Genomic DNA, 25,728 nt, shown 5'->3' with positions numbered 1-25,728 from the left:
CATTATTACAAATTCTACTAAATATGTAAATAGAGTCGCAATAATAGACATTTTTTTCGCAAAAAAATTATTTTGTCGGAATTTACAAACGCTTACATTACTATAGGAATACCGTTTATCTTTTTTTTACAAGTTGTTTTTCGACAAAAGGTGCTGCTTGTCGAATAAAAAAGAGGTTGAGACATAACGAAATAAATCCAATCGAAAGACGAACAAATGAGATACATGAGCTGGACTGCTTATGACACCGCAATTGATTTCCGTGCAAGGCTTCGCTTTCCGCGGGCGGCCGCTGAGCCTCCTCGTCGCTTTCGCTCCTGCCGGGTCTCACCTGTTCCGCTTTTCCCGCAGGAGTCTTCTCCTTGCCCTCCAATCAATTGCTAGAAGGAACGAAACAAATAAAACGATGTGCACCATCACAAAAAAAGAACCACTCATCAAACAGGTTGATGAATGGTTCTTTTTTTACTTGGACTCAACTACTTTTGTCCCAGCCTCTTTTTTATTCAGCTTTTTGAGCAGCGATTTGTACAGCATCCCATACCGTAGCAAAAGGAGGGGCATATGAAAGATCTAGCATGGTTATTTCATCTGTTGTGAGGCGGCAAGTAATAGCTGTCGCAAATACATCGATTCGTTTTGCAACTCCTTCTTTCCCAATCATTTGAACTCCTAAAATCTCTTTTGTTTCAGGATGATAAACAAGTTTTATGACCATCTTCTCAGCTCCTGGATAGTAAGAAGCATGACTCGGAGCCTCGGCTGTGATGGCTTTGTATAAAAGAGAATTTTCTCTTGCTTCTCTTTCTGAGATGCCGGTTTTTCCAATTTCATAGTCCATCACTTTGACAATACTTGTACCTAGAACACCCGGAAATTCTCTATTTTCTCCCCCTAATCGGTAACCAAGAACCCTTCCTTGCTTATTGGCAATGGTTCCAAGAGCAATATGAACATCTTTTTTTAATACGCGGTGATAGCTCGTTGCACAATCTCCCGCTGCGTAGATATGAGGCACGTTGGTTTCCAACTTCTCGTTTACTAAAATAGCTCCATTTTCAAGCATTCTTAGTCCGTTTCTTTCTAAGAATTGCGTATTCGGACGAACTCCTACATTTACAATCACTAAATCCGTTTGGTACGTTTGACGGTTTGTTTGAACGTGAGTGACGGAACCATCTGAATGCAGCAATGCTTCCACTTCTTCTTCGAAATGAAATAAAATATCGTCATCTAGCTGCTTTTGTAAATGCTCTGCCATGTCTTGATCTAAAATAGATAGAATCTGCTTTCCCTGTTCAATGACCCGTACTTCTTTTCCCAAAGCCTTCATTGCTTCAGCTACTTCCATTCCGACATATCCTCCACCAATAATAGTGACTTTTTCTACGGAGTGAGCCTGTAGATATGTATAGATTCTTTCGCTGTCTTCTAATGACTTTAATGTGCATACATTCGGCATGTTATCACTCATAAAATTAGGTTTAACAGCCGTTGTTCCAGTTGCAATGATGAGTTCATCATATGTTATCTCTTTTTCAGCGTGCGTTTTGACATCTTGTGCTACTATGTATTTCTTTGTATGGTTTACTTCTTTAACTTCGTGAAAAAGATGGACGGAGATATTTCGCTCTTCAAACTCTTGTTTCGTACGAGCAATCAAATCGTCTTTTTCTTTTACAACACCTGACAAATAGTAAGGCATGCCACATGCGCTGTAAGAAATATCTCCACCTTTTTCAAACACAAGGATTTCCACTTCTTCTTTTTCTTTCATCCGGCGAAGCTGTGAAGCTGCGCTCATTCCGGCGGCTACTCCTCCTATAATGACGACACGTTTCATCTATACTCCCTCTTTCTACATAAATAATAGATTATACTATTGTTTTTCCTTATTCTTCCCGATTTCAAACGAAAAAAAACGGCTGTTTACACAGCCGTAGATGTTTGTTTCGAGCGGTAATACGTTAAAGCCAAGGCTCCTGCTAATACAGCTCCTTTAATAATATCTTGCATATAATACGGAACATTTAGCATCGTTAATCCATTTAACAGCACACCAATTAAAATAGAGCCAATCAGCGTCCCGAATACATTCGGTTTCCCTGCTCCAAATACGGAAAAGCCAATGTATGTCGCAGCTACGGCATCCATTAAAAATGGTGAGCCTGCGTTCACTTCTCCTACTCCAATACGGGCAGCTAAAACGACTCCTCCAATTCCAGCAAGCAAACCTGAAAACATATAGGCATACATACGATAACGATTAACCGGTACACCCGAAAGTCTTGCTGCTTCTATGTTACCTCCTGTTACGTAGAAAAAACGACCAAACTTTGTATAGGAAAAAACGATATGAACAAGCAGCACAGTCAGCAGCATAATGATCACAGGGACGGGAATACCTAGAAAGTGACCTTGCCCCAGCGCAAGGAAAGAAGGAATGAAAATTCCCGGAGCTCTTTCTCCGCTTGGTAAAGGCATATTGGTATAAATAGCTGAGCCTTTTGTATACGTTAATAAAATCCCCTGTACGATAAACATCATGGAAAGCGTGGCTAAAATATCAGGAATCTTTACTTTCACTACTAAAAAAGCATTCACTAACCCGATGAGAAGCGATGCAATAATCGGAACAATGATCGCAACTGCAATTTCTTGTCTGTGTAAAACGAGCATAGAAGCTGATAAAATAGTGGCTAAACCAGCCGTAGATCCTACAGATAAGTCGAGTCCGTTGACCGTTAACGATATCGTTACACCAAGCGCAATTAAGGTAACAATGGAAATAGAGCGCAGAATATCACTAATGTTTTCTCCTGTTAAAAAGTTAGGTGTGGCAATGGAAAAAATAATCATAATAACAAAAATCATTAAGACTGTCCCATATTTGTAAAAAAAGTCGAAAACGCTTATTTTTCTCTTTGGTTTCGCTACAGGTTCTGTTACATACTCCGCACTCATCCTTTTACTCCTCCTGCTGTATAATAAAATAATTTTTCACTAGTTGCTTCTTCTTTGGATAATTCTTTCACGATTTTCCCGTTGTACATAACATAAATTCGATCCGCTACCCCTAGCAGCTCCTCGAATTCACAGGTTGCATAAACAACGCCTTTTTGCTGTGACACAAGCCCTGTAATTAAGTCGAATATCTCTCGCTTAGAGCCCACATCAACCCCTTTAGTTGGCTCATCGAACAACAGTACGTCAGAATCCGTAACAAGCCATTTTCCGATTGCTACTTTCTGCTGATTTCCACCGCTTAACGTTCCAACTGACTGCTCGATAGAATGAGACTTTACGCCAACTTGCCCAGTCGTTTTCTGCGCTTTTTCTTTGATCTTTCCTCGCTTTAGAAACGAATAATTTGTAAAGCGGGACAGACTTGGCAAAACTAAGTTATCGGCAATCGATTCATGAACAAAAATTCCTTCTTTTCTTCGTTCTTCAGGAACAAGAGAAAGACCTTGTGCAATATAATAATACGGCTGCTTATTCAACTTTAGTTTCTTGCCTTTTAACCGAACGCTGCCGCTGACATATTGCTCTAAACCAAATAGACTTCGGCAAAGCTCCGTTTTCCCTGCTCCTACAAGCCCTGCAATACCGACTACCTCTCCTTCTTTTACATGAAAAGAGATATTCGAAAGGCGCCCTGGAAGGGATAATGCTTCTACATGTAAAAGTTCGTTTCCAACTTCTACTGATTTTTTGACCCACTGTTTTACAGAAGACGTTCCTAACATGAGCGTAATCACGTCTTCAATTGATGTATGTGAAGTTTCTTTTGTAGCTACATAGCGTCCGTCCTTTAAAACCGTTAAGCGGTCGCAAATATCAACCACTTCTTGAAGGCGATGTGAAATATAAATAATGCCTACTCCGCTTTTCTTCAGCTCTCTCATCACAGAAAACAATTGTTTCGTCTCTTCCACACTAAGAGGTGCGGTTGGTTCATCCAAAATTAAATAATCAACATTCTGTACAATTGCACGTGCAATAAGCACCTGCTGTTTTTCTGATAGAGTTAGATCAACAACATTTTTTTTAACGGATAAAGAAGAACCAAGTAAAGAAAGAGCTTCTTCCGCTTTCTTATAAATAGATTTCCAGTTTACAAATGTCTTACTTTTCTTAGAAACCTGCACGTCTAACACAATGTTTTCAGCTACTGATAGCGAAGGAATCAGCGCTACATCGACTTCTTGGTGTACAATGCCGATGCCGTGGCTCTTCGCTTCTTTAGGAGAAGAAATAGAGATTTCTCCTCCGTCTTTGTAAATCTTTCCTTCGTACTCGTCGTAAGCTCCGCACAATATTTTCATCAACGTACTTTTACCGGCACCATTGGCTCCCAATAAAGCATGAATTTCCCCTTTTTGAACAGTAAAATCAACTTTGTTCAGCGCTTGAAAAGAACCAAAGTTTTTTGTAATGTTCTTCATTGAAAGCTCGTTCGTCATGTCTGTCCCTCCACTTCTACTCTTTTTTACCCCATTCTTCTACGTACTGACTAAGCTGGTCCATATTAATCGTTTGATTAGGCAAGTCAGTTTGTTTGACTAAAACCGGATCAAAGGAATAATAACGAGGGATCTCTTGACCGGAAATCTTTTTAAGAAGCAGATCAACCTGCTTTTCTCCTACTGAAGCTGGGTTTACAGCAGCTGACGCTTTCCACGGGCTGTTTTTTGCCTGCATCATTTGCAGGTCTTCATCAGATAAGTCCACTCCATATACCTTAATCTCATCTCGTCCTGCTTCTTTAATCGCTCTTGTGACTCCTTTTGCAAATTCGTCCCAAGGTGCCCAAACGGCTGCAATGTCTCCTTTATTTGGATACTGCTTTAATACAGCCGCCATTTTATTTTGAGTGTCTAGAGAGGTGTTGTCTGTTGCGCTTCCAAATGTGGCAATTTGTTTTACATCTGGATAGCGATTCATCATAATTTTATAAATGCTGTCGCGTTTTTCCATCGGTGCAAAGCCTCCAACAAACGCATATACAATATTTCCTTTTCCGTTAATGTCCTGCATCATTTGCTTTAGCCCCTGGAGCGCAAGCATATAATCATCTTGGTCAATCGTTGTAACGCCTTCTACTTTTAATTCTACGTCTGTTGCAATAACGGGAATCCCTTTTGCAATCGCGCGCTTCACGCCAGGTTCAAGGGTTTCAGCCCGGCCGTGGTCAATCATAATACCGTCAACATTTTGGTTAATAGCCGTGTCTAAATACGCCGCCATTTTAGATTGATCATTATTAGAATCAGAAACGGATAGCTGTACTCCTGCTTTTTTAGCCGCTTTTGTCACACCTGTTATGTACTGAGCAGCGTGAGTGCCTGACGTAAATTCAGAAATAAGAGCAATTTTTGTATCTTTCGTAATCTTTTTTCCTTCTTGCTGTACAGGCTTAGCAGAAGCCGCTTGCTGCGCTGGAGCTGCCTGTGCTTTCTCGTTTAGACTTGGCTGTTCTTTCGTGCAGGCAGCCAGCGCAAAAACTAGAAGCACGAGCAAAGTAAGTGGCCACAGCATTTTTTTACTCTTTTTCATGGTGTTCCTCCTATTAAACTTATTATTCATATAAAAATAGTTAGTTTTATAATAATCCAAAGAATACCCCGCTTTTAGATGTAAAAGCGGGGTGATCATGACCTATGCTTTACAAGTAGTTGTTATGCGTAAATAGGTACCCATCCTTCAGTTGTCACGAAAATTCGCACAGCGACTACTTTACGATCTTCCATTAGTGTAAAGTAATGAAGAATGTTTTCTGGTACTGAAATTAAATCGCCCGGCTCTAATTCAACATCAAAAAATTCACCGTCTTTTCCTTGAATAACAAAGATTCCATGACCGCTTACGATAAAGCGAACTTCGTCATCTGTATGAATATGCTTGCGCTGAAAGTTTTTTAACAATTCATCAATGTTTGGTGTAGATTCCGATAACGAGATAACATCTTGAGCTTTATAGCCGCGGCGTTCAGAAATATCTTTAATATCCTCACCAAAAGCGTTTAAAATTTCTGTTTTTTCTTCATCAGTTAAATCATATTTTTCACGAAGATTTTCTGGAAGTTTTGTAATATCCCAGTTTTCATAAATAACTTCATTGTTTGCCAGAAAAGCTGATACTTCCTCTTGAGTTTCAATTCTTTTATTATTTACATGTAAGCGAATTTGCGCCATTTTTATTTCCTCCTTTTATAAATGCACCTTTGGCTTAATGCCTTTAAGTGATAGTAATTTCACATGGTAGCTAAATAGAAATTCATAGGCTTCTAGCGCTTTTTTTGTTTCAAACGCATTTTTCCCCCATACCGTAATTCCGTGGTTACGAATTAAAATCGCGCCTTGATCGCCTTTTATATGATGAGAAAATTCTTCTGCTAGTGTCGGAATATCCGCGTAATTCGGAATAATCGGAACAGTAATTTCCGCATCTTCCTCCCAAATACCCAGTGCCTTAATAATTTCTTGGCCTTTGAATGAAATAAACCCTTCATCTCCGTACAGTTCAGAGATCACGTTGTTGTCGATTGTATGTACATGAAGGCTGCACCCAGCATTCGTTGACTCGTAAATCTTAACGTGTAAAAGCGTTTCAGCAGAAGGCTTTAAATGCGTTTCTTCTGCAGGCTTCCCGTATTGATCAACTAACAAAAAGTCTTCATTTGTGCGTTTTCTTTTATCTTTTCCACTTGCTGATACAAAGAAAGTTGTCGGATTTTGATCCACTTTAATCGCTAAGTTTCCGCTTGTACCGAAGAACCAATCGCGCTCTGCCAACTCATCTTTTATATCTGCAAGCTCGTGTAATCTTTGCTGAGCCATAATACTCATGCTTTCACCTCTTCTGTTAATTCTTGTAAATGGTGAATCACATCATAAAAAGTAGAAAAAGGACGATACGGTAGAGATAGCTCTTCGCATTTTTTAATTAAAAAGTCACGCGCAATGACAGTGTCAGCTAATTTGGCAGCCTGCAAATCTGTAATTGAATCGCCAATAACAACCGTATGATCTCTTTCATCTGCAAGATGGCGAATAATCGTTGGCTTACAGCAGCCGCAGTCATTTGTACACTGTTTATCACATGTATGAGGCCACGTAATGGAAATATGCTCACCGGAAAAATCAGATCCGTTGCAGTAGAGCATTTCCTCTGCAACTCGATTTCCCAAAAGCGGTTTTACAAAAAAGTCAATTCCTCCGCTTACAATATAAAGCGGAATATGATGCTCTTTTGTATAGGCAATAAAATCATCAAATCCATCTCGAATAGCAGACGTCTCTAAAATATAAGAAATAATATCTTCCTTTAATTCCACGGGAAGCAAGGCAAACATTTGCCCTACTCCTTCTTGAATGGAGACGCGCTGTGCTAGCACGTCGTCTTTAATACTTTCCCACTCCGGAGGAGCAAATTGTTTCATAATAGCAATAATGTTATCGCTATTTGTGATTGTTCCATCAAAGTCACAAAAGATTTTTAACGATGTCATGCTTTCACCTCTACTGTTCCCCATAGTTGCAAAGCTTTTTGCAACTCTTTTGATTCTTCCGCTTTTTCGGCTAGTGTTTGATGAGAGAGTACTCCATCTATCGCCGCACGGAATGCTTTTCCTCCTCCGATAGCGCCGTCTGGATGACCGTGAACTCCGCCTCCTGCATTAATAATGCTGTCGATTCCAAAGTCCTTCACAAGCTGCGGTACCATTCCAGGATGAATTCCTGCTGAAGGAACCGGGAAAGTCTGCTTATATTTGTACACAGGACGCGTTAATTCGTAGGCAATGCCTGTCGTATCTTCAAGAGAAAGCGCTACGCTTCCGTATGGTGATGGAAACAGTGAGAAATCTGCTCCGGCTAAGCGCAATAGTTTTCCAAGCAGTAATGAATTTGAAAAACCGTAAAACTCTGATGGCGTAAGCGCTCCGCTAACAGCTGGGTGTGCCATAATCGGCAAGTTAATTTCATCATCTTCTCGAAGTGCCTGCAGTACGTCTAACCCGTAAGCAAATACGTTGAATAAAAGAGCATCGGCTCCTAGCTCAGCTGCTTTTCTCGCTTTTTCTTTTAATTCAAACGTTCGTCCCGTTAAATTAACAGCATACAGCGTGCGGTGTCCCGTTTTTTCGTATACGTCATTCAGTACTTTTTTTCCTTCTGTAACGCGAGTTTCAAAAGGTGTTCGTTCACTATCAAACAAAATCTCGTCGTCTTTAACCAAATCCACTCCGCCAAGCGCTTGCTCACGCAGCTGAGTTGTTAAGTACGTCATGTCTCTTCCAATCACGCCTTTAAAAATACTCATCACAAGCGGACGGTCATAAACGCCTAGTTTCTCTCGTATACCTTCTATTCCAAAGCGCGGTCCTGGGAATTCAGCTAATAATTCATCAGGAAAATCCAAGTCTAATAATTTCACTTTTCCATCAAGTGATAGTTTTCCGAAAACCGTAACTAAAATAGCCGGTAAATCTCTTGAAAAGTTGGCAGTTGGATAAGCAATTTTGACAATAGCCTGCTTAACCTCTCCGCCTAAATATCCGTTAACACGTTCGCAGTCTTGAAGCTCAGTTACGGATACGACGCGCCCTTTATGCTTTTGAAGCTGTTGTTGATCTAAAAGCGGCAGACCTGTCCATGAGCCGACGGTTAGTCCTAAAGCAATTCCTTCCGCTTTTTTATGAAAATTTCCTTTATTGTCATGTAGTAAGTAGCTTGCAACGATTTCACTCATTATGCTAAAAACTCCCTTGCTGTTTAATATCGTTAATAAAAAAAACCTCTTCTGTGATTAAGAAGAGGCTTTCGTTGCTCTTCTTATCTCTCAGCTGCTGCTGCAAGAATTAGCACCGTGCTTAACATGCGTTAAGTCGGTTGCCGGGCTTCATCGGGCTAGTCCCTCCACCTACTCTTAATAAGAAAGTTGCTATTTATTTAAATTGAATTCGTAGATTATATACTAAATAAAAAATACCGCTAGGATTTATCGGTTATTAATCTCGTTAACTTCTTACATATTAAGCCAACTCAAAAAGGATTGTCAATGCGTTTTTAAAATAAATTTAATTTTTTTATTCGAGATACAGCTTCTCTCATGCGCTCTTCATCCGTCAGCAGTCCTACGCGCACATAGCCTTCACCATATGTTCCGAAGCCTACTCCAGGTGCCACTACAACGTGGGCTTTTTCAAGAAGTAAATCTGAAAATTGTTCAGAAGTATATCCTTTAGGAACTTTTAGCCATGCAAAAAAGGAACCCGCTGGAGATGTAACGTCCCAACCAATTTCTTGAAGCCCTTGAATAAAGGTATTGCGTCTAGATTCATAGCGCTTAACTAAATCATTCACACATTGTTGAGATTCTAACAGAGCTGCCGCTGCTGCCTCTTGAACCGCCCCAAAGAGGCTGACATACATATGATCTTGAAGAAGATTAATAGCTTCTACTACACTTTCATTTCCTACAGCAAATCCAACTCGCCATCCCGCCATGTTATACGTTTTAGAAAGAGTATAAATTTCAATTCCCGTCTCTTTTGCACCAGGAGTCTGTAAAAAGCTGATTGGCTTTTTACCATCAAATCCAATGGCTCCGTAGGCAAAGTCGTGTACCACACAAATATCGTGCTTGGCAGCAAACGCCACGGTGTCTTCAAAAAATTCTGCCGTTGCCACTGCACCGGTAGGATTATTCGGATAGTTTAAAAACATGAGCTTTGCCTGTTCTTTAGCACGTTCACCTATCTCTTCGTATACGGGCAGAAAATGATTTTCAGCCGTGAGCGGCATCACTTCCATCTTTGCTTTTGCAAGCTCTACTCCAGACCAGTAATCAGGATATCCAGGATCCGGAACCAGCACCGTATCTCCAGGGTTTAATAAGCACTGCGGGATTTCAACAAGTCCACCCTTCCCGCCAAACAAAATAGCTACTTCTTTTTCAGGATCCACATCAACGCCATATTCTCGTTTATAAAAAGTCGCAACGGCCTCTTTCAAAAACTGGTGCCCCCGAAATGGAGAATATTTATGATGCATAGGATTAGCACTTGCTTTTTGGAGTGTTTCTACAATATGTGAAGGAGTGGGCTGATCAGGATTTCCCTGCCCTAAGTTAATAACGTCGTGCCCTTGGGCCATTACTTTTCCTACCTTGCCTACAAGTGATGCAAAAAATTGTTTTGGTAAACTTTTTAATAGTTCCGATTGCTCAAATTGTTTCATCATCGCACACCTTCTCAAAAAATTCTTGAAATTCTAGTCACAAATAATATATTGTAATACTCAACTTGTAAAGTCATTTTTTTCAACTACTAAAAAAAGGACGGATGATAAAGTGAGTGTAAAAATCACGTGTTTGCAGCTTGATATTGCGTTTGGAAACCCAACTAAAAACCGAAAATATATTCAACAAAAAATGACGGAAGCTCTAAAAGAAAACCCTGACATCCTTGTGCTTCCTGAGCTATGGGATACAGCTTATGATTTGACGCGGCTAGACGAAATTGCCGATGATGAAGGACAGCAGGCCAAGCAATTAATCTCTCAATTTGCTAAAACGAACGAAGTAAATATTGTGGCAGGTTCGATCGCGAAAAAAACAGAGCAAGGCGTCACAAATACGATGTATATTTTCGATCGAAAAGGTCGTGAAGTGTCACAATACAGTAAGCTGCACTTATTTAAATTAATGGATGAGCACCTCTATCTAGAAGCAGGAACAGCAAAAAATCTTTTTACACTTGAACAGTCTTTATGCGCAGGAGTTATTTGTTACGATATTCGTTTTCCAGAATGGATTCGCGTGCATACTAGCAGCGGAGCAGAAGTCTTATTTGTTGTTGCTCAGTGGCCGGCTCCAAGACTTGCCCATTGGAAAGCACTGCTCATTAGCCGCGCAATCGAAAATCAATGCTATGTAATCGCGTGTAATCGTGTAGGCCAAGATCCTAATAACACATTTGCCGGACATTCCTTAGTCATCGATCCGTGGGGAGAAATAATCGCTGAAGCTGGCGATAGCGAAGAACTTTTAAGTGCCGACGTTAACCTGGAACTTGTAAAAGAAATTCGTAAACAAATTCCTGTCTTTACAGATCGCCGCACAGAATTTTATTAATTATGTATTGACAGCCGTTTTTTTGCATGATACGATTTTCACCAGATAACATAAAATTTTCAAACAAATCAAAATTGAATAAGTAATCGTACTCTTATCAAGAGTTGGCTGAGGGATTTGGCCCTGTGAAGCCCAGCAACCGACCGTCATTCCATCCTAAGATGGATCACACCCGTAAAACATGTTTTTACAAAGGCACGGTGCTAATTCCAACAGAAAGTAATTCTTTCTGGCAGATAAGAGGTTTGAACACTACAATCAAGCCTCTTTCCAACGAAAGAGGCTTTTATATTTTCTAAAATTATAAAAGCCTCCATACATTCTTAAACCTATTAACTTAGTAAACAAATCAGTTTAATAAACTATGGAGGGATTCTAATGTCAACAACAAAAACAGAGAAGTATCAGCCTTTAACAGAAATTTCAGCAATCAAACTTGTGAAAAAGCTAGGTCTCTTTGATGCCACAGAAGCACTGACTGCCCGTGAAATCGGTGATGGCAACTTAAATCTCGTCTTTCACATCATAAATGATCAAACGAATAAATCCATTATCGTCAAACAAGCACTTCCTTATGCAAAAGTTGTAGGCGAGAGCTGGCCTCTATCCTTGAACCGTGCCACGATTGAAAGCAATGCGCTCAAGCAATTCGGTGCATTTACCCCTGAACTCGTACCAGCTGTGTATTACCACGATGAAACGCTTGCTGTTACGGTCATGGAAGATCTGTCTCATTTAACGATTTCCCGCGCCGGACTTATTCAAGGAGAAAGTTATCCCCTGCTTTCACAGCATATCGGTTCTTTTCTAGGACATATTGCGTTCAAAACGTCGGATTTTGCCTTAAAGCCTCAGGATAAAAAAGAAGAAGTCGTCAAGTACAGCAATCCGGACTTATGCAATATTACGGAAGATTTAGTTTTTACAGATCCTTTTTTTGATATCGATACAAATGAATTTGAAGAAGCGCTGCGTCCTGATGTAGAAGAATTGTGGAACGATGGAGATGTAAAGTTACAAGCAGCAAAATTAAAATATAAATTTTTAACAAATGCCCAAACGCTAATTCACGGTGATTTACATACAGGAAGCATATTTGCTAGCAGTCAAGAAACGAAAGTGATTGATCCAGAGTTTGCTTTTTACGGTCCGTTTGGATTCGATTTAGGCCAATTTGTTGCAAATTTATTTTTAAATGCTCTTTCTCGAAAAACAGATCGCGAACCGTTATTTGCACACATTACGAACACATGGAACGTATTTAAAGATACCTTTACTGCGCTTTGGCATTCTGAAAACACTGAACCTTTCGCTAAAGATGAGCGCTTGTTACATGAAATTTTAACGCAAACGTGGCAAGATGCTGTTGGATATGCAGGGTGTGAAATCATTCGACGTACGATTGGCTTAGCTCACGTGGCGGACTTAGACGAAATTTCTTCAGAGGAAAGAAAAATTAACGCTAAACGTACTGCGTTAAAAATTGGACGCTATTTACTTCTGCACCAACAAGACGTTTCACCAAATGAATTTGAACATTTACTTCGATAACGAATAATGTACACAATGAAAGGATCGGTATCAGCATGACAAATACACTATCACTTCCGCGCTCAGTGGAATGGAATGAATCATATATTACTTTATTAGATCAGCAGCAGCTTCCTGGCAAAGTTGAATATATTAAGCTGCAAACCATTAAAGACGTATGGGATGCTATCACTACCTTGAAAGTACGCGGAGCCCCTGCAATTGGCATTACGGCGGCTTTTGGTCTTGCTCTTTCTGCGCTTAGCTATGACACGGATTCAGTCAAGGAATTTAACAAAAAGCTAGCTCTAGATCAACAGTATTTAGCTAGTTCACGCCCGACTGCCGTCAATTTATTTTGGGCATTGGACCGCGTAGCGAAAAGCGCTGAATCCGCTTCGTCCGTTAATGAAGCTAAAACAAAAGTTGTTCATGAAGCGATTCAAATTCAAGTAGAAGATGAAGAAACGTGCTACCGAATTGGAGATCATGCCCTTTCTTTATTTAAAAAGAAAGATAAAATCATGACAATATGTAATGCTGGTTCAATTGCTACAGCTTATTATGGAACAGCATTAGCACCTTTTCACTTGTCTAAGCAGCGCGATATTCCGCTTGAAGTATTTGCTTGTGAAACAAGACCCGTTCTTCAAGGTTCTCGCTTAACAGCATGGGAACTTCAGCAGTCGGGAGTAGACGTTACGCTGATTACGGATAATATGGCTGCTCATACCATTAAAACAAAAGGAATTAATGGGATCATTGTAGGTGCTGACCGCATTGCATCAAATGGCGATACGGCTAACAAAATTGGAACGTATGGACTTGCTCTTTTAGCGAAAGCATTCGGTATTCCATTTTACGTAGCAGCGCCGCAGTCCACATTTGATTTATCTATTCAAGACGGAAGCAGCATCCCTATTGAAGAACGTTCACCTAAAGAAGTAACGCACATTGGAGATACGCAAATTGCTCCAGACGGAATCTCTGTGTACAATCCAGCTTTTGATGTGACGCCAAGCGAACTGATTACGGCCATTATTACAGAGCATGGAGTTATCCATTCCCCGTCTTTTGAATCCATTCAAAAAGTTTTGCTGCAATCTGCTCAATAACAAGAGGCTGGGACAAAAGTATTTTAGCCCCACTGCAAAACGAACCACTAATCAACATGTTGATTAGTGGTTCGTTTTTTTGTGATGGTAAATATCGTTTTATCTGTTTCGTTCCCTCTAGCAGTTGATTGGAGGGCAAGGTGAAGACTCCTGCGGGAAAAACGGAAGGGGTGAGACCCGCAGGAGCGCAAGCGACGAGGAGGCTCAGCGGCCGCCCGCGGAAAGCGAAGTCTTGCACGGAAATCAACTGCGGTGTCACAAGCGGTTCAGTTCATCTATACGAGTTGTTCATCTTTAGATGACATTGATTTTGTTATGTCTCAACCTTTTTTATTAAACAGCGCTTTTTGGCTGCATTTGTAACACAATTGTAACAGTACTCTCTGCTTTTTCTACATATATTATAGGGGATTCTTTTTGAATAAGGAGGAGTAAAAATGAGTGCAGAGCAAAAAACGGATAAAAACAAAGCGTTAAATCGCAAGCAGCAATATCAGCTATTCGATTTATCCAAAGATGAAGAACTAAATTCCCTCCCTTCTCCTCAGCAAATTGACGGTGTTTTTGTGCAGGGAGAAGGCTGGAAATTAGACGATGAATAGTTATTTTAACTCCAGAGCGCCTTTTGCTACATTTCTTTCAAGCATTAATAGTTTTTCTTTTATATGAGTTTGGGAACCTGCATAACCTGTTAAAGCTCCATTTTTACCAATAACACGGTGACAAGGTAAAATAATAGGCAGTGGATTTCGACGATTCGCTTGTCCCACAGCCCTTACGGCTTTAGAGCGATTAACAGACTCCGCTACATCACTATAAGACCACGTTTGTCCATAAGGTATACCTTTAAGCGTTAACCACACTTCTTTTTGAAAGTCTGTTCCTTTTATATCCAAAGGCACATCAAATGTTAGCGTGCGCCCTTCAGCATAATCCTGAAGCTGCCGCTTCGCTTCTTTCACAAGGTGATAATTCTCGTCATGGACAAGTTTTTTAAGCTGCTCGTTGTGATCATCGCTATCAAACCAAATATGTTGAACCCCTTTTTCCGAGGCTACAATATAAATTTTCAAATCAGAAAATAAGTTCATTTCTCCATAGTACATACTCGCTTATCCTTTCTAATTAGGCTGGAAGAATAACACGAAAAGCTGTTCCTTCTCCTATTTTGCTTTCCACTTCAATTCGCCCTTTATGTTCTTCGATAATTTTATATGAGACCATCAAACCGAGCCCCGTTCCTTTTTCTTTTGTCGTATAAAATGGTTCCCCTAAGCGCTTGATGCGCTCTTCGGGCATTCCGTCTCCTTGATCTCGAATGGAGACCGTCACGTAGTGCGGCTCTGTAGAATAGACTTCAACAAAAATTCTTCCCCCGTTTGACGTGACTTCAATTGCGTTTTTAATTACATTTATTAGTACTTGTTTAATTTGGTTCGGCTCGCAGTATACCATTGGCAGCTTAGGGGACACACTTAGTTCAAACTGAATATTTTCTAAAAGCGCTTGAGCATTTAATAAATCAATCGTTTCTTTAACAACCGCAGCTAGATTTTTCTTTTCGAACTTTACGGCCTGTGGCTTAGCGAGTACTAGAAACTCTGTAATAATAGTTTCGATTCTTTTTAATTCGGATTTAATAATATCAAAATAAAGAGAGTGATCTTCTTGAATGCTGCTTTCTAGCAGCTGAACAAACCCTTTTAAAGCCGTCATCGGATTGCGGATTTCATGCGCAATCCCAGCTGCTAACTGTCCGACTACTTGAAGCGTATCCGATTTCCGAATCTGCTCCTGCATTTGATTTCGTTCCGTTACGTCTCTTAAAAGCGTCATATATAGACCTGGCAAGATATCTTTTTTCGTAGAGAATTCGATGTTTTTAACTTTTTCGTTCCCCGTAACGTACGTAATCTCTCCTTCAGCTTCCCCTTTTTGCTCAATTGTTTCTTTATGCTCAATGACCGCATCTAAATTCGCTGAAGAAATAAAATCCTCCATGGAATGCGCACAAATCTCCTCTTTGCTGAGTTCGAGAATATCACAAAGAGAAGAATTCACATCAATAATATTTCGCTTGCCGTCCCATAAAACTAACCCATCGATCGAACCATTAAAAATCTGTCTGAATTTCTCTTCGTTATTCCGAAGCTCTTGTTCGATTTTTGTACGTTCACTAATGTTTCGAAAAATGGTTAAATGGTCTCCTTCTATAATGCCTTTTTTCCCTGTGAATTCCAACTGTTTGATTTCTCCATTTGGCATGTAAAAAGGAAGCTGATTGCGAATTTCTCCTTCTTTTTGAAATGTTTGCAGCATTTTTAATGCACTAAAGCTTTGCTTATCGATAAACGTATACAAATTACTTCCAATCAATTTGTTCAACGGCAGCTCGAATGTACGGGACGAAGCAAGATTAGCGTTTAAGATTTCCCCATCGTCTTTCCAAATCAAAATGGCTTCAATCGCATTTTCAAAAATAGCCCTGAAATTTTTTTCGCTTCTCAACAGCTGCTGCTCCATCAGCCGTTTTTCCGTCACGTCTCTCATAATGGACATATAGTATTGACTGTATATATTAGCCGTTGTGGTAAATTCAAAAAAAGTAACGTCTCCATTTTCGAGCTTAATCGGCAGCTCGCCGCTTGTCTTTCCTTCTTGATGCAGAGTTCTCCATAATTTTTTCACTTTATAATGATAAGTAGGTTCTACAAGCTCCTCTAACGTTTTGGTTAAAAGCTGTGCTCTTGTATAATTTAATCGCTCGCAAAATGAAGGGTTCGCGTCGATAAGCTGACCAGTTCGATCAAAAATAACAATTCCATCTACCGCTTCATTAAATACATCCATAAACATATGATGACTAATAAACCGTTCGTTTTCCATCACCTTGTGCTGTGTAATATCTCGAAATGTACACACAATAATGCCCGACATGTGACTATGTTTGTGTGAAGTAAATTCAACATGTTTCATCATGCCGCTTTGAAGCGTCATCGCGCCTTCATATTTGAAATAGCTTTCTTCTAAAAGCGCTGGATAGTACGCTTCAATCATGTCATACGGAAAATACATGAGAAAATCTTTCATTTGATACGTTAATAGCTCATCCTTTGTTTTTTCAAACAGCCCGCAGGCTGATTCGTTTGCATTTATAACTTGAAAATACTCATCAAATACGACAATGGCATCTAATACGTCATTAAAAATAGCTCGTAGCTGCTCTAATTCACCTTGCTGCTTTTGCGCAGCTTCAGATGTTAATTCTCTGTGTGGTGACATGCTCATTGCTCCTTTCTTTTGCACTTCCCATTTCCCCACCTTTTATCTATAGACTTAGTATTCTACAAGATTTGCTTTTTACCTTTTTAAAATTAGTCACGTTTATTCAAAATGCGACATTTCTTCACATTCTCCCGTTATTTAAAAAAGGAGCATGAATAAAAGAGGCTGGGACATAACAAAATGAAACCTATGCTCAACATAACAAAGAAAACGAACCGTGAATCAACATGTTTGATTCACGGTTCGTTTTTCACTTCGGCTAAAATACGTTTTCCCCAGCCTCTATCGATCATTCACTACAATATAAGTGGCTTGAATAGGTCCATGCACGCCAACGACTAGATTCATTTCAATATCAGCTGAATTGCTCGGTCCCGTAATAAAGTTAATGCAAGAAGCAATCGTTTCTCCTCGCTCTACTTTTTCATGAATCATTTCAGCAGCTTGTGTCATGCGAGGGACAATGGAGCTTTGAGGAATGATCGCAATATAAGTGGCCGGCAGCAAACTGACCGATCGTCCTTTTGCAGCGCTGCTGAACAAAACAACTGTGCCGGATTCCGCTAGCGTCAAATCACTGAATGTGATGCCTACATTTGCTTGTTCAGCTAGTTTAATATTCTCATCGCCTTTTGCAGAATTCCATACATGAAGGCTACTGCTTGTTTCCCATTTCTCCATCAGCAGATTCAATCCATATTCGGAAAACCTAGGATCATCCCACGTGCTCACAAGACCATTTCCATAGTTCGCTACGGCTTCCTCAAGGACAGCTGGCAAGTGTTGTAATGATGTTTCTACATAGCGAGTATGAATACGTTCGCAATGGTTTTCAAGCTCTTTCTTTAATTGATCTGGCGAATAGCTGCGGTAGACCTCATGCTGAGGAGCATGCTTCCATTGGGGCTTTACTACGCCGCTTGTTCGCCTGCTTCGCTTAAGATTAGCAGCAATATTGCCTAAAAAACTGTCTCTATTTTGAATGCTTCCGTTCATCATCATCACTCCTTTTATCAAACCAATCTCGTAAGCGCTCTTTTGTAGGCGCCGGAAACTCTCTGCTTTCTGTCCACGCTTTTAATGGACCAGGCCCTTTGGAAATACTGCTTCCTGACATAAAAGGAGTAAGAGCTGCCGGTGCTACTTTAGCGCCCACTGTATATAGAGAAGAAGAAGCTGCTCCCAAGCCAAATGCTTTCATCGCCAGCTTTTCCGAAATAGGTGCTTTCCCTTCTTTCTCGACAATTCGCTGACGATGCTTGTGCAATAGCTCATGCAGCGGAATTTTGACCGGACAGGCATCCGTACAGGCTGCGCATAGCGTTGAGGCATATGGAAGCTCTTTGTAGTCTTCATAGCCTCCAAGCAAAGGAGATAATACAGCTCCAATCGGACCTGAATAAATAGATCCATATGAATGCCCTCCAATATGGCGATACACGGGACATACATTCACACATGCCGCACAGCGAATACACTGTAAAACAGATTGAAACTCAGTTCCTAAAATCGCAGATCGTCCGTTATCCACAATCACTAGGTGAAATTCTTCCGGTCCGTCTACTTCCCCTGGAAGTCTAGGCCCTGTAAGCGCTGTTACGTAACTTGTAAGCCGCTGACCTACTGCACTTCTAGTTAACAGGCTTACCAACACTTCAAACTCTTCAAACGTTGGCACAATTCGTTCCATTCCCATAACCGTAATTTGCGTTTTAGGAAGGGCAGTTGTTAACCTTGCATTTCCTTCATTGGTTACAAGTGAAATAGACCCAGATTCTGCAATCGCAAAATTACATCCCGTGATGCCAATATCAGCTGATAAAAATTCTTTTCGCAGCATTTCCCGGGCGTGAAGAGCTAGTTCTTCAGGTTTTTCCGTTTTTTTATAAGAAAGCTTTTGTTGAAATACATCTCTAATTTGTTCTTTATTTTTATGAAGTGCAGGAGCTACGATATGAGAAGGCGGATCGTGATCATCTACTTGCAGGATATATTCTCCTAAATCCGTTTCAATAACTTCACAGCCCAGTTCTTCTAAAGCAGCGTTCATATGAATTTCTTCTGTAACCATTGACTTGGATTTAACGACTTTCTTTGCCTGCTTTTGCCTCGCTACATTTTTTATGTACTCATTCGCTTCTTCAGCTGTTTGAGCGAAAAAAACGTGGCCTCCGCGTTTAGCTACATTATCCGTGAGCTGCTCTAAATAGTAATCTAAATTTTCAAGCGTATGCTGACGAATTTCTTCGCCAAGCGCTCTCCATTCTTCCCAGTTCCCTAACTCTTCCGCCGCATCTAATCTACGGCTTCTTAAGCGCTCTTGAGCACCTGAAACCGCAAAGCGCATAAACGCATTATTGACTCCGTCATCGACGCGTTTTTTAAACTGATCGTTTCCTATTTTCATAGACATTCGGTATTCTCCTTTCTTTACATTCTGCTATTTAACACTTCAGCGATATGCATCACTTTTACAGGCTGTCCTTTTCGTTCAATTCTTCCTCCAATATTCATAAGACAGCCGCAGTCAGCTCCAATTAAGTACTCCGCGTTTGTTTTAGCTATACAGCCCACTTTTTCATCGACCATTTGTTCAGAGATTTGCCCCATCTTAACCGAAAACGTCCCGCCAAATCCGCAGCAGTTATGACTGTTTTCAAGATTCTCCATTTCAAGACCCTTTACATTGTTTAATAGTGTAAAAGGTTCTTTTTTTACGTTTAGCAAACGCGTCATATGACAGGAAGAATGATAAGTGGCTTTCCCATTTAAGCTGGCTCCCAAGTCTTCTACTTTTAAAACGTTTACAATAAAATCCGTTAGCTCATACGTTTTATCAGCAAGCTTCACGGCAGACTCATGCCATGCAGCATCACCTTTAAAAAGATGGGGATACTCTTTAAACATTGTCACACACGAGCCTGATGGAGATACAACGTACTCTGCATGCTCAAACGCTTTTATCATGTTTTTCATTGCTTCTTTTGATTCTTTTACGTAACCGCTGTTATACGCAGGCTGCCCGCAGCATACTTGACTCTTTGGAAAATCCACTTCGCATCCTAATCGTTCTAACAATTCTACCGTCGCTTTTCCTACATTTGTTTGAAACATATCAATCAAACATGTGGCAAATAAAGATACTTTCATCATTTGCTCCCTCCAAGCTGATCATTTTACTTCTTTTAGTTAACAGGTCATCAGATGACTTAATGCTATTATACTCCTATGTTTTTCTAATTTCACTAGTTTTTCAAAAATACATTTCTTTGTTTGATATTTTTGCCACAAAATAATAAGAAATTGAGACACGTGAAACCTACGTTTGCCCTATTATTAAAAAAATCCGAACGAATTTGATTCTCCATCAAGAATCAAAACCGTTCGGATCTTCCTTCAACTAAACTACGTTTGTCTCAGCTTCTTACTTATTTATTTCCAAAAATCATCAAACACTGTGATTGGCAATTGGCGTTTATGCTGCGTTTTTAAGAAGTGACCTTCAATGACGTTACTTGCATGTTCACCTACATCTTTGCCTTCTAAATAATCGTCGATTTGCTCATACGTTACGCCAAGCGCTTCTTCATCCGGAAGCTGTGGACGATCTTCTTCCAAATCAGCCGTTGGTTTTTTCATATATAGATGCTCGGGACAGCCTAATTCTTTTAGCATTTGTTTTCCTTGTCGCTTGTTCAGACGGAAGATAGGAACTAAGTCAGCTCCTCCGTCACCAAATTTTGTATAAAATCCTGTAACAGCTTCAGCGGAGTGATCCGTTCCAAGTACGACTCCACTGTACATGCCTGCTACCGTATATTGCGCAATCATTCGTTCACGTGCTTTTACATTTCCTTTGTTGAAGTCGGAAACTTTATCATCTGCCGCTTCTTCAACAGCAGAAAGCATCGCATCTACTGCTGGTTTTACATTAATAGAAATAGATTTTGTTGGTTGAATAAAAGCAAGTGCATCTTGACAGTCTGCTTCATCTGCCTGCACACCGTATGGAAGACGAACAGCAATAAACTGATAGCGCTCTTCTTCGGCTTCTTCATTCAACTCATTAACCGCTAGCTGCGCCAGCTTTCCAGTTAACGTAGAATCTTGGCCGCCGGAAATACCTAGTACAAACGAACGTAAAAAAGGATATTTGTTCATGTAGGATTTCAGAAAATCAACGCTGCGGCGAATTTCTTCCGCGGGATTAATTTCTTTTTGCACATGCATTTCTTCAATAATTTGCTTTTGTAGCTCTTTCATAAAAAAACTCTCCTCTCATTACTAGCTGACGGAATCTACACAAGTACGGTATCAGATAGTAACTTGCTTCTAGTCTCTTCGATATTTTGCATTTTGTTATCCCAGCAGTTTGTACTTAAGTCTACTGGATACTCTGTAGGACGAAATACATCTTCGTTCGATTTTGTAATAACTTTGTAGTCATCCCATAGATGCTTTAAGTTTTGTAAGCAGTAGGCTCTCATTTCTTCAATGGTAGGCTGCTCATACACAAGCTTTCCCTGTACAAAGATTGGCTGGTGAATTTTACGTGCGTTAAAGTTCGTGACAAACTTGCTGACGTGCGTATGAATAGGATGAAACATTTTTAAATGCTCCTCTTCATTCGGCACTTCGTCTTGCATCGTAATATAATCGCCTTCCCATTTGTGATTCACTTGATTTACAATTCGATATACTTCTTTTAGACCGGGAGTTGAAATTTTCTCCGGGTTTTCTGACAGCTTAATCGTATCCACCATGTTTCCATGATCATCTTCAATAGAAACCAGCTTGTACACCGCTCCTAGCGCCGGCTGATCAAAGGACGTCATGAGCTTTGTTCCAACTCCCCATCCATCAATTTTGGCACCTTGCGCTTTCAAATCTAGAATGCTGTACTCATCAAGGTCATTCGAAGCGAAAATTTTCACATCATGATAGCCCGCTTCATCAAGCATTTTTCTTGCCTCTTGAGAAAGATATGGAAGTCTTCCGCTGTCTAATCGAATACCGATAAAATTAATTCGTTCTCCCATTTCTTTTGCTACTTTAATAGCATTTGGAATACCTGATTTTAACGTATTATATGTATCTACTAAAAAGATACAGTTACGGTGTGATTCGGCATATTTTTTAAACGCACTATATTCATCACGATAGACTTGAACAAGCGCGTGGGCGTGAGTGCCGGACACAGGAATTCCAAACACTTTTCCCGCTCTTACATTACTGGTTGCGTCAAAGCCTCCAATATAAGCAGCTCTTGCCCCGTAAAAAGCAGCATCCAGCTCATGTGCTCTTCTTGAACCAAATTCCATAAGCTGATTTGTACCCGTATGTTCATATAAATTATCTTCTCCCGCGGCTAAGCGAATACGCGATGCTTTTGTGGCAATCAGCGGATGGAAATTTAAAATATTTAAAAGCGGCGTTTCAATAAGCTGCGCTTCTGCTAAAGGAGCGTCAATTTGCAGCATCGGTTCATTAGCAAAAATCATTTCGCCTTCTACGACCGAACGAATATTACCGCTAAATCGAACCTGTTTTAGATAGTCGATAAACTCCGCTTCATAATGTAATTCTTCATATAAATAATCTAAGTCCGTTTCGCTAAATCTGAAATTAGCAATAAAATCAATTACTCTTTCTAGCCCGGCAAACACCGCATAACCGCTTTCAAACGGCATCCGACGAAAGTAAGCTTCAAATACAGAACGACGTTTATGAATCTGGTCTTGAAAATACGTATGCGCCATATTCAGCTCGTATAGATCTGTATGCAAAGCTAGACTATCATCTCTATATTGCTTTTTCATACTTTGTAACCCTCCATTTGACAATCCTAGTTTCTATTATGTAAATCTTTTCACAATAGAGCAAGCATAAATTATCGGAAGGTGCTTGAATTTTAGTTTTTCTGTTGTTTAGAGCGCACTTTTCTGCCTGAAATGGCGTTATTTTTCTTCCGGTATGTATTTCATTAGTACATGTTCAACATTATCAAGGTGACTCATCATAAAATGCTGAGCATCTTCTGCATGCTGAGAAAGAATAGCTTCATAAATTTGCTGATGCTCTTTATAAATCCGTTCAGCCGTTTTCTCTTCTGCATAAAGCCAGATGCGTCTTGTCTCTTTCATCGTTTCAATCATCATTTCTGATACGTTATTCATAAGCTTCACTAAAAGAGGGTTTTGTGAGGCTTTGGCAATGGCTAAATGAAAAGCAAAATCTGCTTTCTCTCCCAGTTCTTCATTGCCAAACGCTCCTTTCATTTGTTCCAGACTATTAGACAGCTGTTTAAGGTCCGCATCCGTTCTCTTTTGAGCTGCCGCTCGAACAGCTCCAATTTCTAATACTTTTCTCACTTCAAGCAAGTGCTCAATATCGTTTTTATTCATTAATACAGCGCTAGTTACAGGCAAAGATAGCATATCTGAGTTAAATTCGCGTACAAATGTGCCTTCTCCTTGCTTCATCTCCAGAAGCCCCATCGCCCGCAAAGCGCTAAGAGCTTCACGAATAGCTGAGCGTCCTACCTGAAAGTTTTCCGCCAGCTGCTGCACTGAATCCAAACGGTCTCCAGGTTTCAAGCTGCCTTCTTTTATATTCTCAAGAAGCGTTTCGGCTACTTCTTCGTATATTTTTTTTGGCTTAATTCGCTTATATTCCACGTTTTCCACCTCATTTTTTTCGTTCACCAAGGTTCACATTAACCGAGACTCTTTCTTCTTTTACGTTTCTGTTACATTTTACCGAAATCTTTTCCCCGCCACAACAAAAGTGCAAAGGTATTTATACTTTATTTCTCAAATGTGCTAAAATAGTAAATTGATTTCATATTACGAGTTAAAAGGAGCTTTTTGAATGAACATTGTTGTCAGTACATTGAATGCGAAGTATATTCATACTTCTTTAGCCCTTCGATGTTTAAAAGCCTATGCCGAGCCTGACTATAAAGTGGATATGGCCGAATATACGATTAAAGATCCTGCTATGAACATTGTCACGGATTTATATAAACGCAACCCAGATATTATTGGTTTCAGCTGTTACATTTGGAATATTGAAGAAACGATTAAAGTCGCACAAATGCTTAAAAAGATCAATCCTGAGCTCATCATTATATTCGGTGGACCAGAAGTAACCTATGATGTAACTCACTGGTTAGAGCGTATTCCTGAAGCTGACTTTATCGCTATTGGTGAAGGTGAAGAAACATTCAAGCAGCTGTTAGATGAACTTCACGGCGAGCGTCAGTTTGAAAACGTAAGCGGCGTGGCTTTCCGAAAAGAAGGAAAACCAGTTGTTAACCCACAGCGCAATAAAATTGATCTGCGCGAAATGCCTTCTCCTTTCCGTTTTGAAGAAGACCGCCAAGAACTTTCAAAACGCGTTGTGTATATTGAAACAAGCCGCGGCTGTCCGTTTAGCTGTCAGTTCTGTCTCTCTTCTATTGAAGTAGGCGTTCGTTATTTCGACCGAGAAAAAGTAAAAGAAGATATTCGCTATTTGATGGATAACGGAGCGCGCACAATTAAGTTCGTAGACCGCACGTTCAACATCAGCCGCAGCTACGCCATGGAAATGTTCCAATTTTTAATTGATGAACATCGTGAAGGTACCGTATTTCAGTTTGAAATTACTGCCGATATTATGCGCCCAGAAGTTATTCAGTTCTTAAACGATAACGCGCCAAAAGGATTATTCCGCTTTGAAATTGGCGTTCAATCTACAAATGATGCCGTTAATGAGCTAGTCAAACGCAAACAAAACTTCAAAAAATTAACGCGTACCGTAACAATGGTAAAAGAAGGCGGAAAGATCGACCAGCATTTAGATTTAATCGCCGGACTGCCAGACGAAGATTACAACTCATTTAAAAATACGTTTAATGATGTATTTGCACTTCGTCCTGAAGAGCTTCAGCTAGGCTTTTTAAAAATGCTTCGCGGCACTGGCTTACGTTTAAGTGCGCCTCGCTATAATTATCAATACATGGATCAGTCGCCTTATGAAATTTTAAGCAATAACGTCTTGCCATTTTCAGATGTCGTACGCATCAAGCATGTAGAAGATATTTTAGAAAAGTTTTGGAATGACCACCGAATGGATGAAACGATCGAGTTTTTAGTAGAACACTGCTATGATACGCCTTTTGATTTTTTCCAAAACTTTGGGACGTATTGGGATGAAATGGGCTGGGTTCGAATCGGTCATCAGCTTGAAGATTTATTCAGACGCCTTAAACAGTATATTCAAACAGAAAGTTTTTCAAATGAAGAAGTAATTGAAGGGTTTATGAAAATTGATTATTTACAAAACCAAAAGCATAAGCCTCGTAAGCCTTGGTGGGACGATAAAGTAGAAAAACAAGTCCGCTCTCATTACTATCAGCAAATGCTTGCTAATCCTTCTATCATGGGACAGGCTTTTGAAGCTGAACAGCTTGCTGAAAAAGAATTATACAAGCACACTGTTTTAGAGATTCTTCCATTTGATTATATGTATTATAAACAAACAGGACAAATCAATGAACAACCATCTGTTCTTCTTGCTTATTATGATCAAAAAGCAAATGATACAAAACTTTATTCAGCACCTGTAGAAGCATTTGGTCTTCCAGTTGTAAGCTAAAACCTCGGATATCCGAGGT

General features: G+C 40.0%; 23 protein-coding genes, 1 pseudogene and 2 riboswitches. Of the genes and pseudogenes, 6 read left to right on the top strand and 18 right to left on the bottom strand.

The annotated features are described in order from the left end of the window. Positions 1-239: 239 nt before the first annotated feature. The 10 genes from MKX72_RS06395 to MKX72_RS06350 all read right to left on the bottom strand — a co-directional run bounded on the left by MKX72_RS06395 (position 240) and on the right by MKX72_RS06350 (position 10,244). Positions 240-377, bottom strand: coding sequence for a hypothetical protein (locus MKX72_RS06395; protein ID WP_186808530.1), 138 nt, complete (start codon positions 375-377; stop codon positions 240-242). A 125-nt stretch (positions 378-502) separates the two neighbouring features. Next, the gene (locus tag MKX72_RS06390) at positions 503-1,843 is read right to left on the bottom strand and encodes a CoA-disulfide reductase (RefSeq protein WP_098112866.1); all 1,341 of its coding nucleotides are present in this window, start codon (positions 1,841-1,843) and stop codon (positions 503-505) included. Between the two features lie 86 nt (positions 1,844-1,929). Then, positions 1,930-2,964, bottom strand: coding sequence for an ABC transporter permease (locus tag MKX72_RS06385; protein WP_028414163.1), 1,035 nt, complete (start codon positions 2,962-2,964; stop codon positions 1,930-1,932). Next, a complete protein-coding gene (locus MKX72_RS06380; RefSeq protein WP_028414164.1) occupies positions 2,961-4,466 on the bottom strand; it encodes a sugar ABC transporter ATP-binding protein in 1,506 nt (501 codons plus the stop codon). The genes MKX72_RS06385 and MKX72_RS06380 overlap by 4 nt, the downstream gene beginning before the upstream one ends. A 16-nt stretch (positions 4,467-4,482) precedes the next feature. Then, positions 4,483-5,559 (bottom strand): sugar ABC transporter substrate-binding protein, encoded by a 1,077-nt coding sequence (locus tag MKX72_RS06375; protein WP_028414165.1) that lies wholly within the window; start codon positions 5,557-5,559, stop codon positions 4,483-4,485. A gap of 122 nt (positions 5,560-5,681) precedes the next feature. Further along, the gene (locus MKX72_RS06370; RefSeq protein ID WP_013055961.1) at positions 5,682-6,197 is read right to left on the bottom strand and encodes a 1,2-dihydroxy-3-keto-5-methylthiopentene dioxygenase; all 516 of its coding nucleotides are present in this window, start codon (positions 6,195-6,197) and stop codon (positions 5,682-5,684) included. A 15-nt stretch (positions 6,198-6,212) separates the two neighbouring features. After that, a complete protein-coding gene (locus MKX72_RS06365; protein ID WP_028414166.1) occupies positions 6,213-6,851 on the bottom strand; it encodes a methylthioribulose 1-phosphate dehydratase in 639 nt (212 codons plus the stop codon). Next, positions 6,848-7,513 (bottom strand): 2-hydroxy-3-keto-5-methylthiopentenyl-1-phosphate phosphatase, encoded by a 666-nt coding sequence (locus tag MKX72_RS06360; RefSeq protein ID WP_048020344.1) that lies wholly within the window; start codon positions 7,511-7,513, stop codon positions 6,848-6,850. The genes MKX72_RS06365 and MKX72_RS06360 overlap by 4 nt, the downstream gene beginning before the upstream one ends. Next, entirely contained in the window at positions 7,510-8,754 is a 1,245-nt protein-coding gene (gene mtnW, locus MKX72_RS06355) for a 2,3-diketo-5-methylthiopentyl-1-phosphate enolase (RefSeq protein WP_155008289.1), read from the bottom strand. The genes MKX72_RS06360 and mtnW overlap by 4 nt, the downstream gene beginning before the upstream one ends. A gap of 80 nt (positions 8,755-8,834) precedes the next feature. Next, positions 8,835-8,941, bottom strand: a riboswitch (SAM riboswitch). 130 nt (positions 8,942-9,071) lie between these two features. Further along, positions 9,072-10,244 (bottom strand): pyridoxal phosphate-dependent aminotransferase, encoded by a 1,173-nt coding sequence (locus MKX72_RS06350; RefSeq protein WP_028414169.1) that lies wholly within the window; start codon positions 10,242-10,244, stop codon positions 9,072-9,074. Between the two features lie 112 nt (positions 10,245-10,356). On the opposite strand from MKX72_RS06350, the gene MKX72_RS06345 reads away from it, so the two are divergent. The 5 genes and pseudogenes from MKX72_RS06345 to MKX72_RS06325 all read left to right on the top strand — a co-directional run bounded on the left by MKX72_RS06345 (position 10,357) and on the right by MKX72_RS06325 (position 14,386). Further along, on the top strand, positions 10,357-11,139 hold the full coding sequence (locus tag MKX72_RS06345; protein ID WP_028414170.1) for a carbon-nitrogen family hydrolase: 783 nt from the start codon (positions 10,357-10,359) through the stop codon (positions 11,137-11,139). 91 nt (positions 11,140-11,230) lie between these two features. Continuing rightward, a riboswitch (SAM riboswitch) is annotated at positions 11,231-11,382 on the top strand. A gap of 135 nt (positions 11,383-11,517) precedes the next feature. Beyond that, a complete protein-coding gene (gene mtnK / locus MKX72_RS06340; protein ID WP_028414171.1) occupies positions 11,518-12,690 on the top strand; it encodes an S-methyl-5-thioribose kinase in 1,173 nt (390 codons plus the stop codon). A gap of 35 nt (positions 12,691-12,725) precedes the next feature. Continuing rightward, positions 12,726-13,784 (top strand): S-methyl-5-thioribose-1-phosphate isomerase, encoded by a 1,059-nt coding sequence (mtnA, locus tag MKX72_RS06335; protein WP_033578368.1) that lies wholly within the window; start codon positions 12,726-12,728, stop codon positions 13,782-13,784. A gap of 124 nt (positions 13,785-13,908) precedes the next feature. Further along, positions 13,909-14,147 (top strand): annotated as a pseudogene (locus MKX72_RS06330) (hypothetical protein). A 74-nt stretch (positions 14,148-14,221) separates the two neighbouring features. Next, positions 14,222-14,386, top strand: a complete 165-nt coding sequence (locus MKX72_RS06325; protein ID WP_186808532.1) for a hypothetical protein — start codon at positions 14,222-14,224, stop codon at positions 14,384-14,386. On the opposite strand, the gene MKX72_RS06320 is transcribed toward MKX72_RS06325, so the two are convergent. From MKX72_RS06320 to MKX72_RS06285, 8 genes are all read right to left on the bottom strand, one after another. After that, positions 14,387-14,890, bottom strand: a complete 504-nt coding sequence (locus MKX72_RS06320) for a methylated-DNA--[protein]-cysteine S-methyltransferase (RefSeq protein WP_028414173.1) — start codon at positions 14,888-14,890, stop codon at positions 14,387-14,389. 19 nt (positions 14,891-14,909) lie between these two features. Further along, on the bottom strand, positions 14,910-17,066 hold the full coding sequence (locus MKX72_RS06315) for a PAS domain S-box protein (protein WP_235918769.1): 2,157 nt from the start codon (positions 17,064-17,066) through the stop codon (positions 14,910-14,912). 285 nt (positions 17,067-17,351) lie between these two features. Beyond that, positions 17,352-18,065 carry a LutC/YkgG family protein gene (locus tag MKX72_RS06310; protein ID WP_098627242.1) on the bottom strand — a complete coding sequence of 238 codons (714 nt, stop codon included), beginning with the start codon at positions 18,063-18,065 and terminating at the stop codon, positions 17,352-17,354. Next, positions 18,043-19,482: a LutB/LldF family L-lactate oxidation iron-sulfur protein gene (locus MKX72_RS06305; RefSeq protein WP_014461085.1), complete on the bottom strand. Its 1,440-nt coding sequence runs from the start codon at positions 19,480-19,482 to the stop codon at positions 18,043-18,045. The genes MKX72_RS06310 and MKX72_RS06305 overlap by 23 nt, the downstream gene beginning before the upstream one ends. A 17-nt stretch (positions 19,483-19,499) precedes the next feature. After that, entirely contained in the window at positions 19,500-20,219 is a 720-nt protein-coding gene (locus tag MKX72_RS06300; protein ID WP_155008446.1) for a (Fe-S)-binding protein, read from the bottom strand. Positions 20,220-20,501: 282 nt separating this feature from the next. Further along, positions 20,502-21,332: an ammonia-dependent NAD(+) synthetase gene (gene nadE / locus MKX72_RS06295; RefSeq protein WP_028414178.1), complete on the bottom strand. Its 831-nt coding sequence runs from the start codon at positions 21,330-21,332 to the stop codon at positions 20,502-20,504. 35 nt (positions 21,333-21,367) lie between these two features. Next, positions 21,368-22,888, bottom strand: a complete 1,521-nt coding sequence (locus tag MKX72_RS06290; RefSeq protein WP_063247582.1) for a nicotinate phosphoribosyltransferase — start codon at positions 22,886-22,888, stop codon at positions 21,368-21,370. A 138-nt stretch (positions 22,889-23,026) separates the two neighbouring features. Further along, positions 23,027-23,746: a FadR/GntR family transcriptional regulator gene (locus MKX72_RS06285; protein ID WP_028414180.1), complete on the bottom strand. Its 720-nt coding sequence runs from the start codon at positions 23,744-23,746 to the stop codon at positions 23,027-23,029. A 193-nt stretch (positions 23,747-23,939) separates the two neighbouring features. Here MKX72_RS06285 and MKX72_RS06280 point away from each other — a divergent pair, with 193 nt between their 5' ends. Further along, positions 23,940-25,709 (top strand): B12-binding domain-containing radical SAM protein, encoded by a 1,770-nt coding sequence (locus MKX72_RS06280; RefSeq protein ID WP_028414181.1) that lies wholly within the window; start codon positions 23,940-23,942, stop codon positions 25,707-25,709. Positions 25,710-25,728 lie beyond the last annotated feature (19 nt).

It is taken from the genome of Priestia sp. FSL R5-0597 (genome assembly GCF_038006305.1).
In the GTDB taxonomy this organism is placed as follows: Bacteria; Bacillota; Bacilli; order Bacillales; family Bacillaceae_H; genus Priestia; species Priestia zanthoxyli.
The sequence above is the reverse complement of the archived record's forward strand: the minus strand, read 5'-3'. Positions and strand labels throughout refer to the sequence as shown.

Coding starts and splice junctions, on each gene's coding strand:
- MKX72_RS06315 (WP_235918769.1), bottom strand. CDS start 17,066: ATGTCACCACACAGAGAATTAACATCTGAAGCTGCGCAAAAGCAGCAA.
- MKX72_RS06380 (WP_028414164.1), bottom strand. CDS start 4,466: ATGACGAACGAGCTTTCAATGAAGAACATTACAAAAAACTTTGGTTCT.
- MKX72_RS06385 (WP_028414163.1), bottom strand. CDS start 2,964: ATGAGTGCGGAGTATGTAACAGAACCTGTAGCGAAACCAAAGAGAAAA.
- MKX72_RS06370 (WP_013055961.1), bottom strand. CDS start 6,197: ATGGCGCAAATTCGCTTACATGTAAATAATAAAAGAATTGAAACTCAA.
- MKX72_RS06300 (WP_155008446.1), bottom strand. CDS start 20,219: ATGAAAGTATCTTTATTTGCCACATGTTTGATTGATATGTTTCAAACA.
- MKX72_RS06280 (WP_028414181.1), top strand. CDS start 23,940: ATGAACATTGTTGTCAGTACATTGAATGCGAAGTATATTCATACTTCT.
- MKX72_RS06290 (WP_063247582.1), bottom strand. CDS start 22,888: ATGAAAAAGCAATATAGAGATGATAGTCTAGCTTTGCATACAGATCTA.
- MKX72_RS06305 (WP_014461085.1), bottom strand. CDS start 19,482: ATGTCTATGAAAATAGGAAACGATCAGTTTAAAAAACGCGTCGATGAC.
- MKX72_RS06350 (WP_028414169.1), bottom strand. CDS start 10,244: ATGAAACAATTTGAGCAATCGGAACTATTAAAAAGTTTACCAAAACAA.
- mtnA (WP_033578368.1), top strand. CDS start 12,726: ATGACAAATACACTATCACTTCCGCGCTCAGTGGAATGGAATGAATCA.
- MKX72_RS06375 (WP_028414165.1), bottom strand. CDS start 5,559: ATGAAAAAGAGTAAAAAAATGCTGTGGCCACTTACTTTGCTCGTGCTT.
- MKX72_RS06325 (WP_186808532.1), top strand. CDS start 14,222: ATGAGTGCAGAGCAAAAAACGGATAAAAACAAAGCGTTAAATCGCAAG.
- mtnK (WP_028414171.1), top strand. CDS start 11,518: ATGTCAACAACAAAAACAGAGAAGTATCAGCCTTTAACAGAAATTTCA.
- MKX72_RS06365 (WP_028414166.1), bottom strand. CDS start 6,851: ATGAGTATTATGGCTCAGCAAAGATTACACGAGCTTGCAGATATAAAA.
- MKX72_RS06310 (WP_098627242.1), bottom strand. CDS start 18,065: ATGAACGGAAGCATTCAAAATAGAGACAGTTTTTTAGGCAATATTGCT.
- MKX72_RS06390 (WP_098112866.1), bottom strand. CDS start 1,843: ATGAAACGTGTCGTCATTATAGGAGGAGTAGCCGCCGGAATGAGCGCA.
- nadE (WP_028414178.1), bottom strand. CDS start 21,332: ATGAAAGAGCTACAAAAGCAAATTATTGAAGAAATGCATGTGCAAAAA.
- mtnW (WP_155008289.1), bottom strand. CDS start 8,754: ATGAGTGAAATCGTTGCAAGCTACTTACTACATGACAATAAAGGAAAT.
- MKX72_RS06320 (WP_028414173.1), bottom strand. CDS start 14,890: ATGTACTATGGAGAAATGAACTTATTTTCTGATTTGAAAATTTATATT.
- MKX72_RS06360 (WP_048020344.1), bottom strand. CDS start 7,513: ATGACATCGTTAAAAATCTTTTGTGACTTTGATGGAACAATCACAAAT.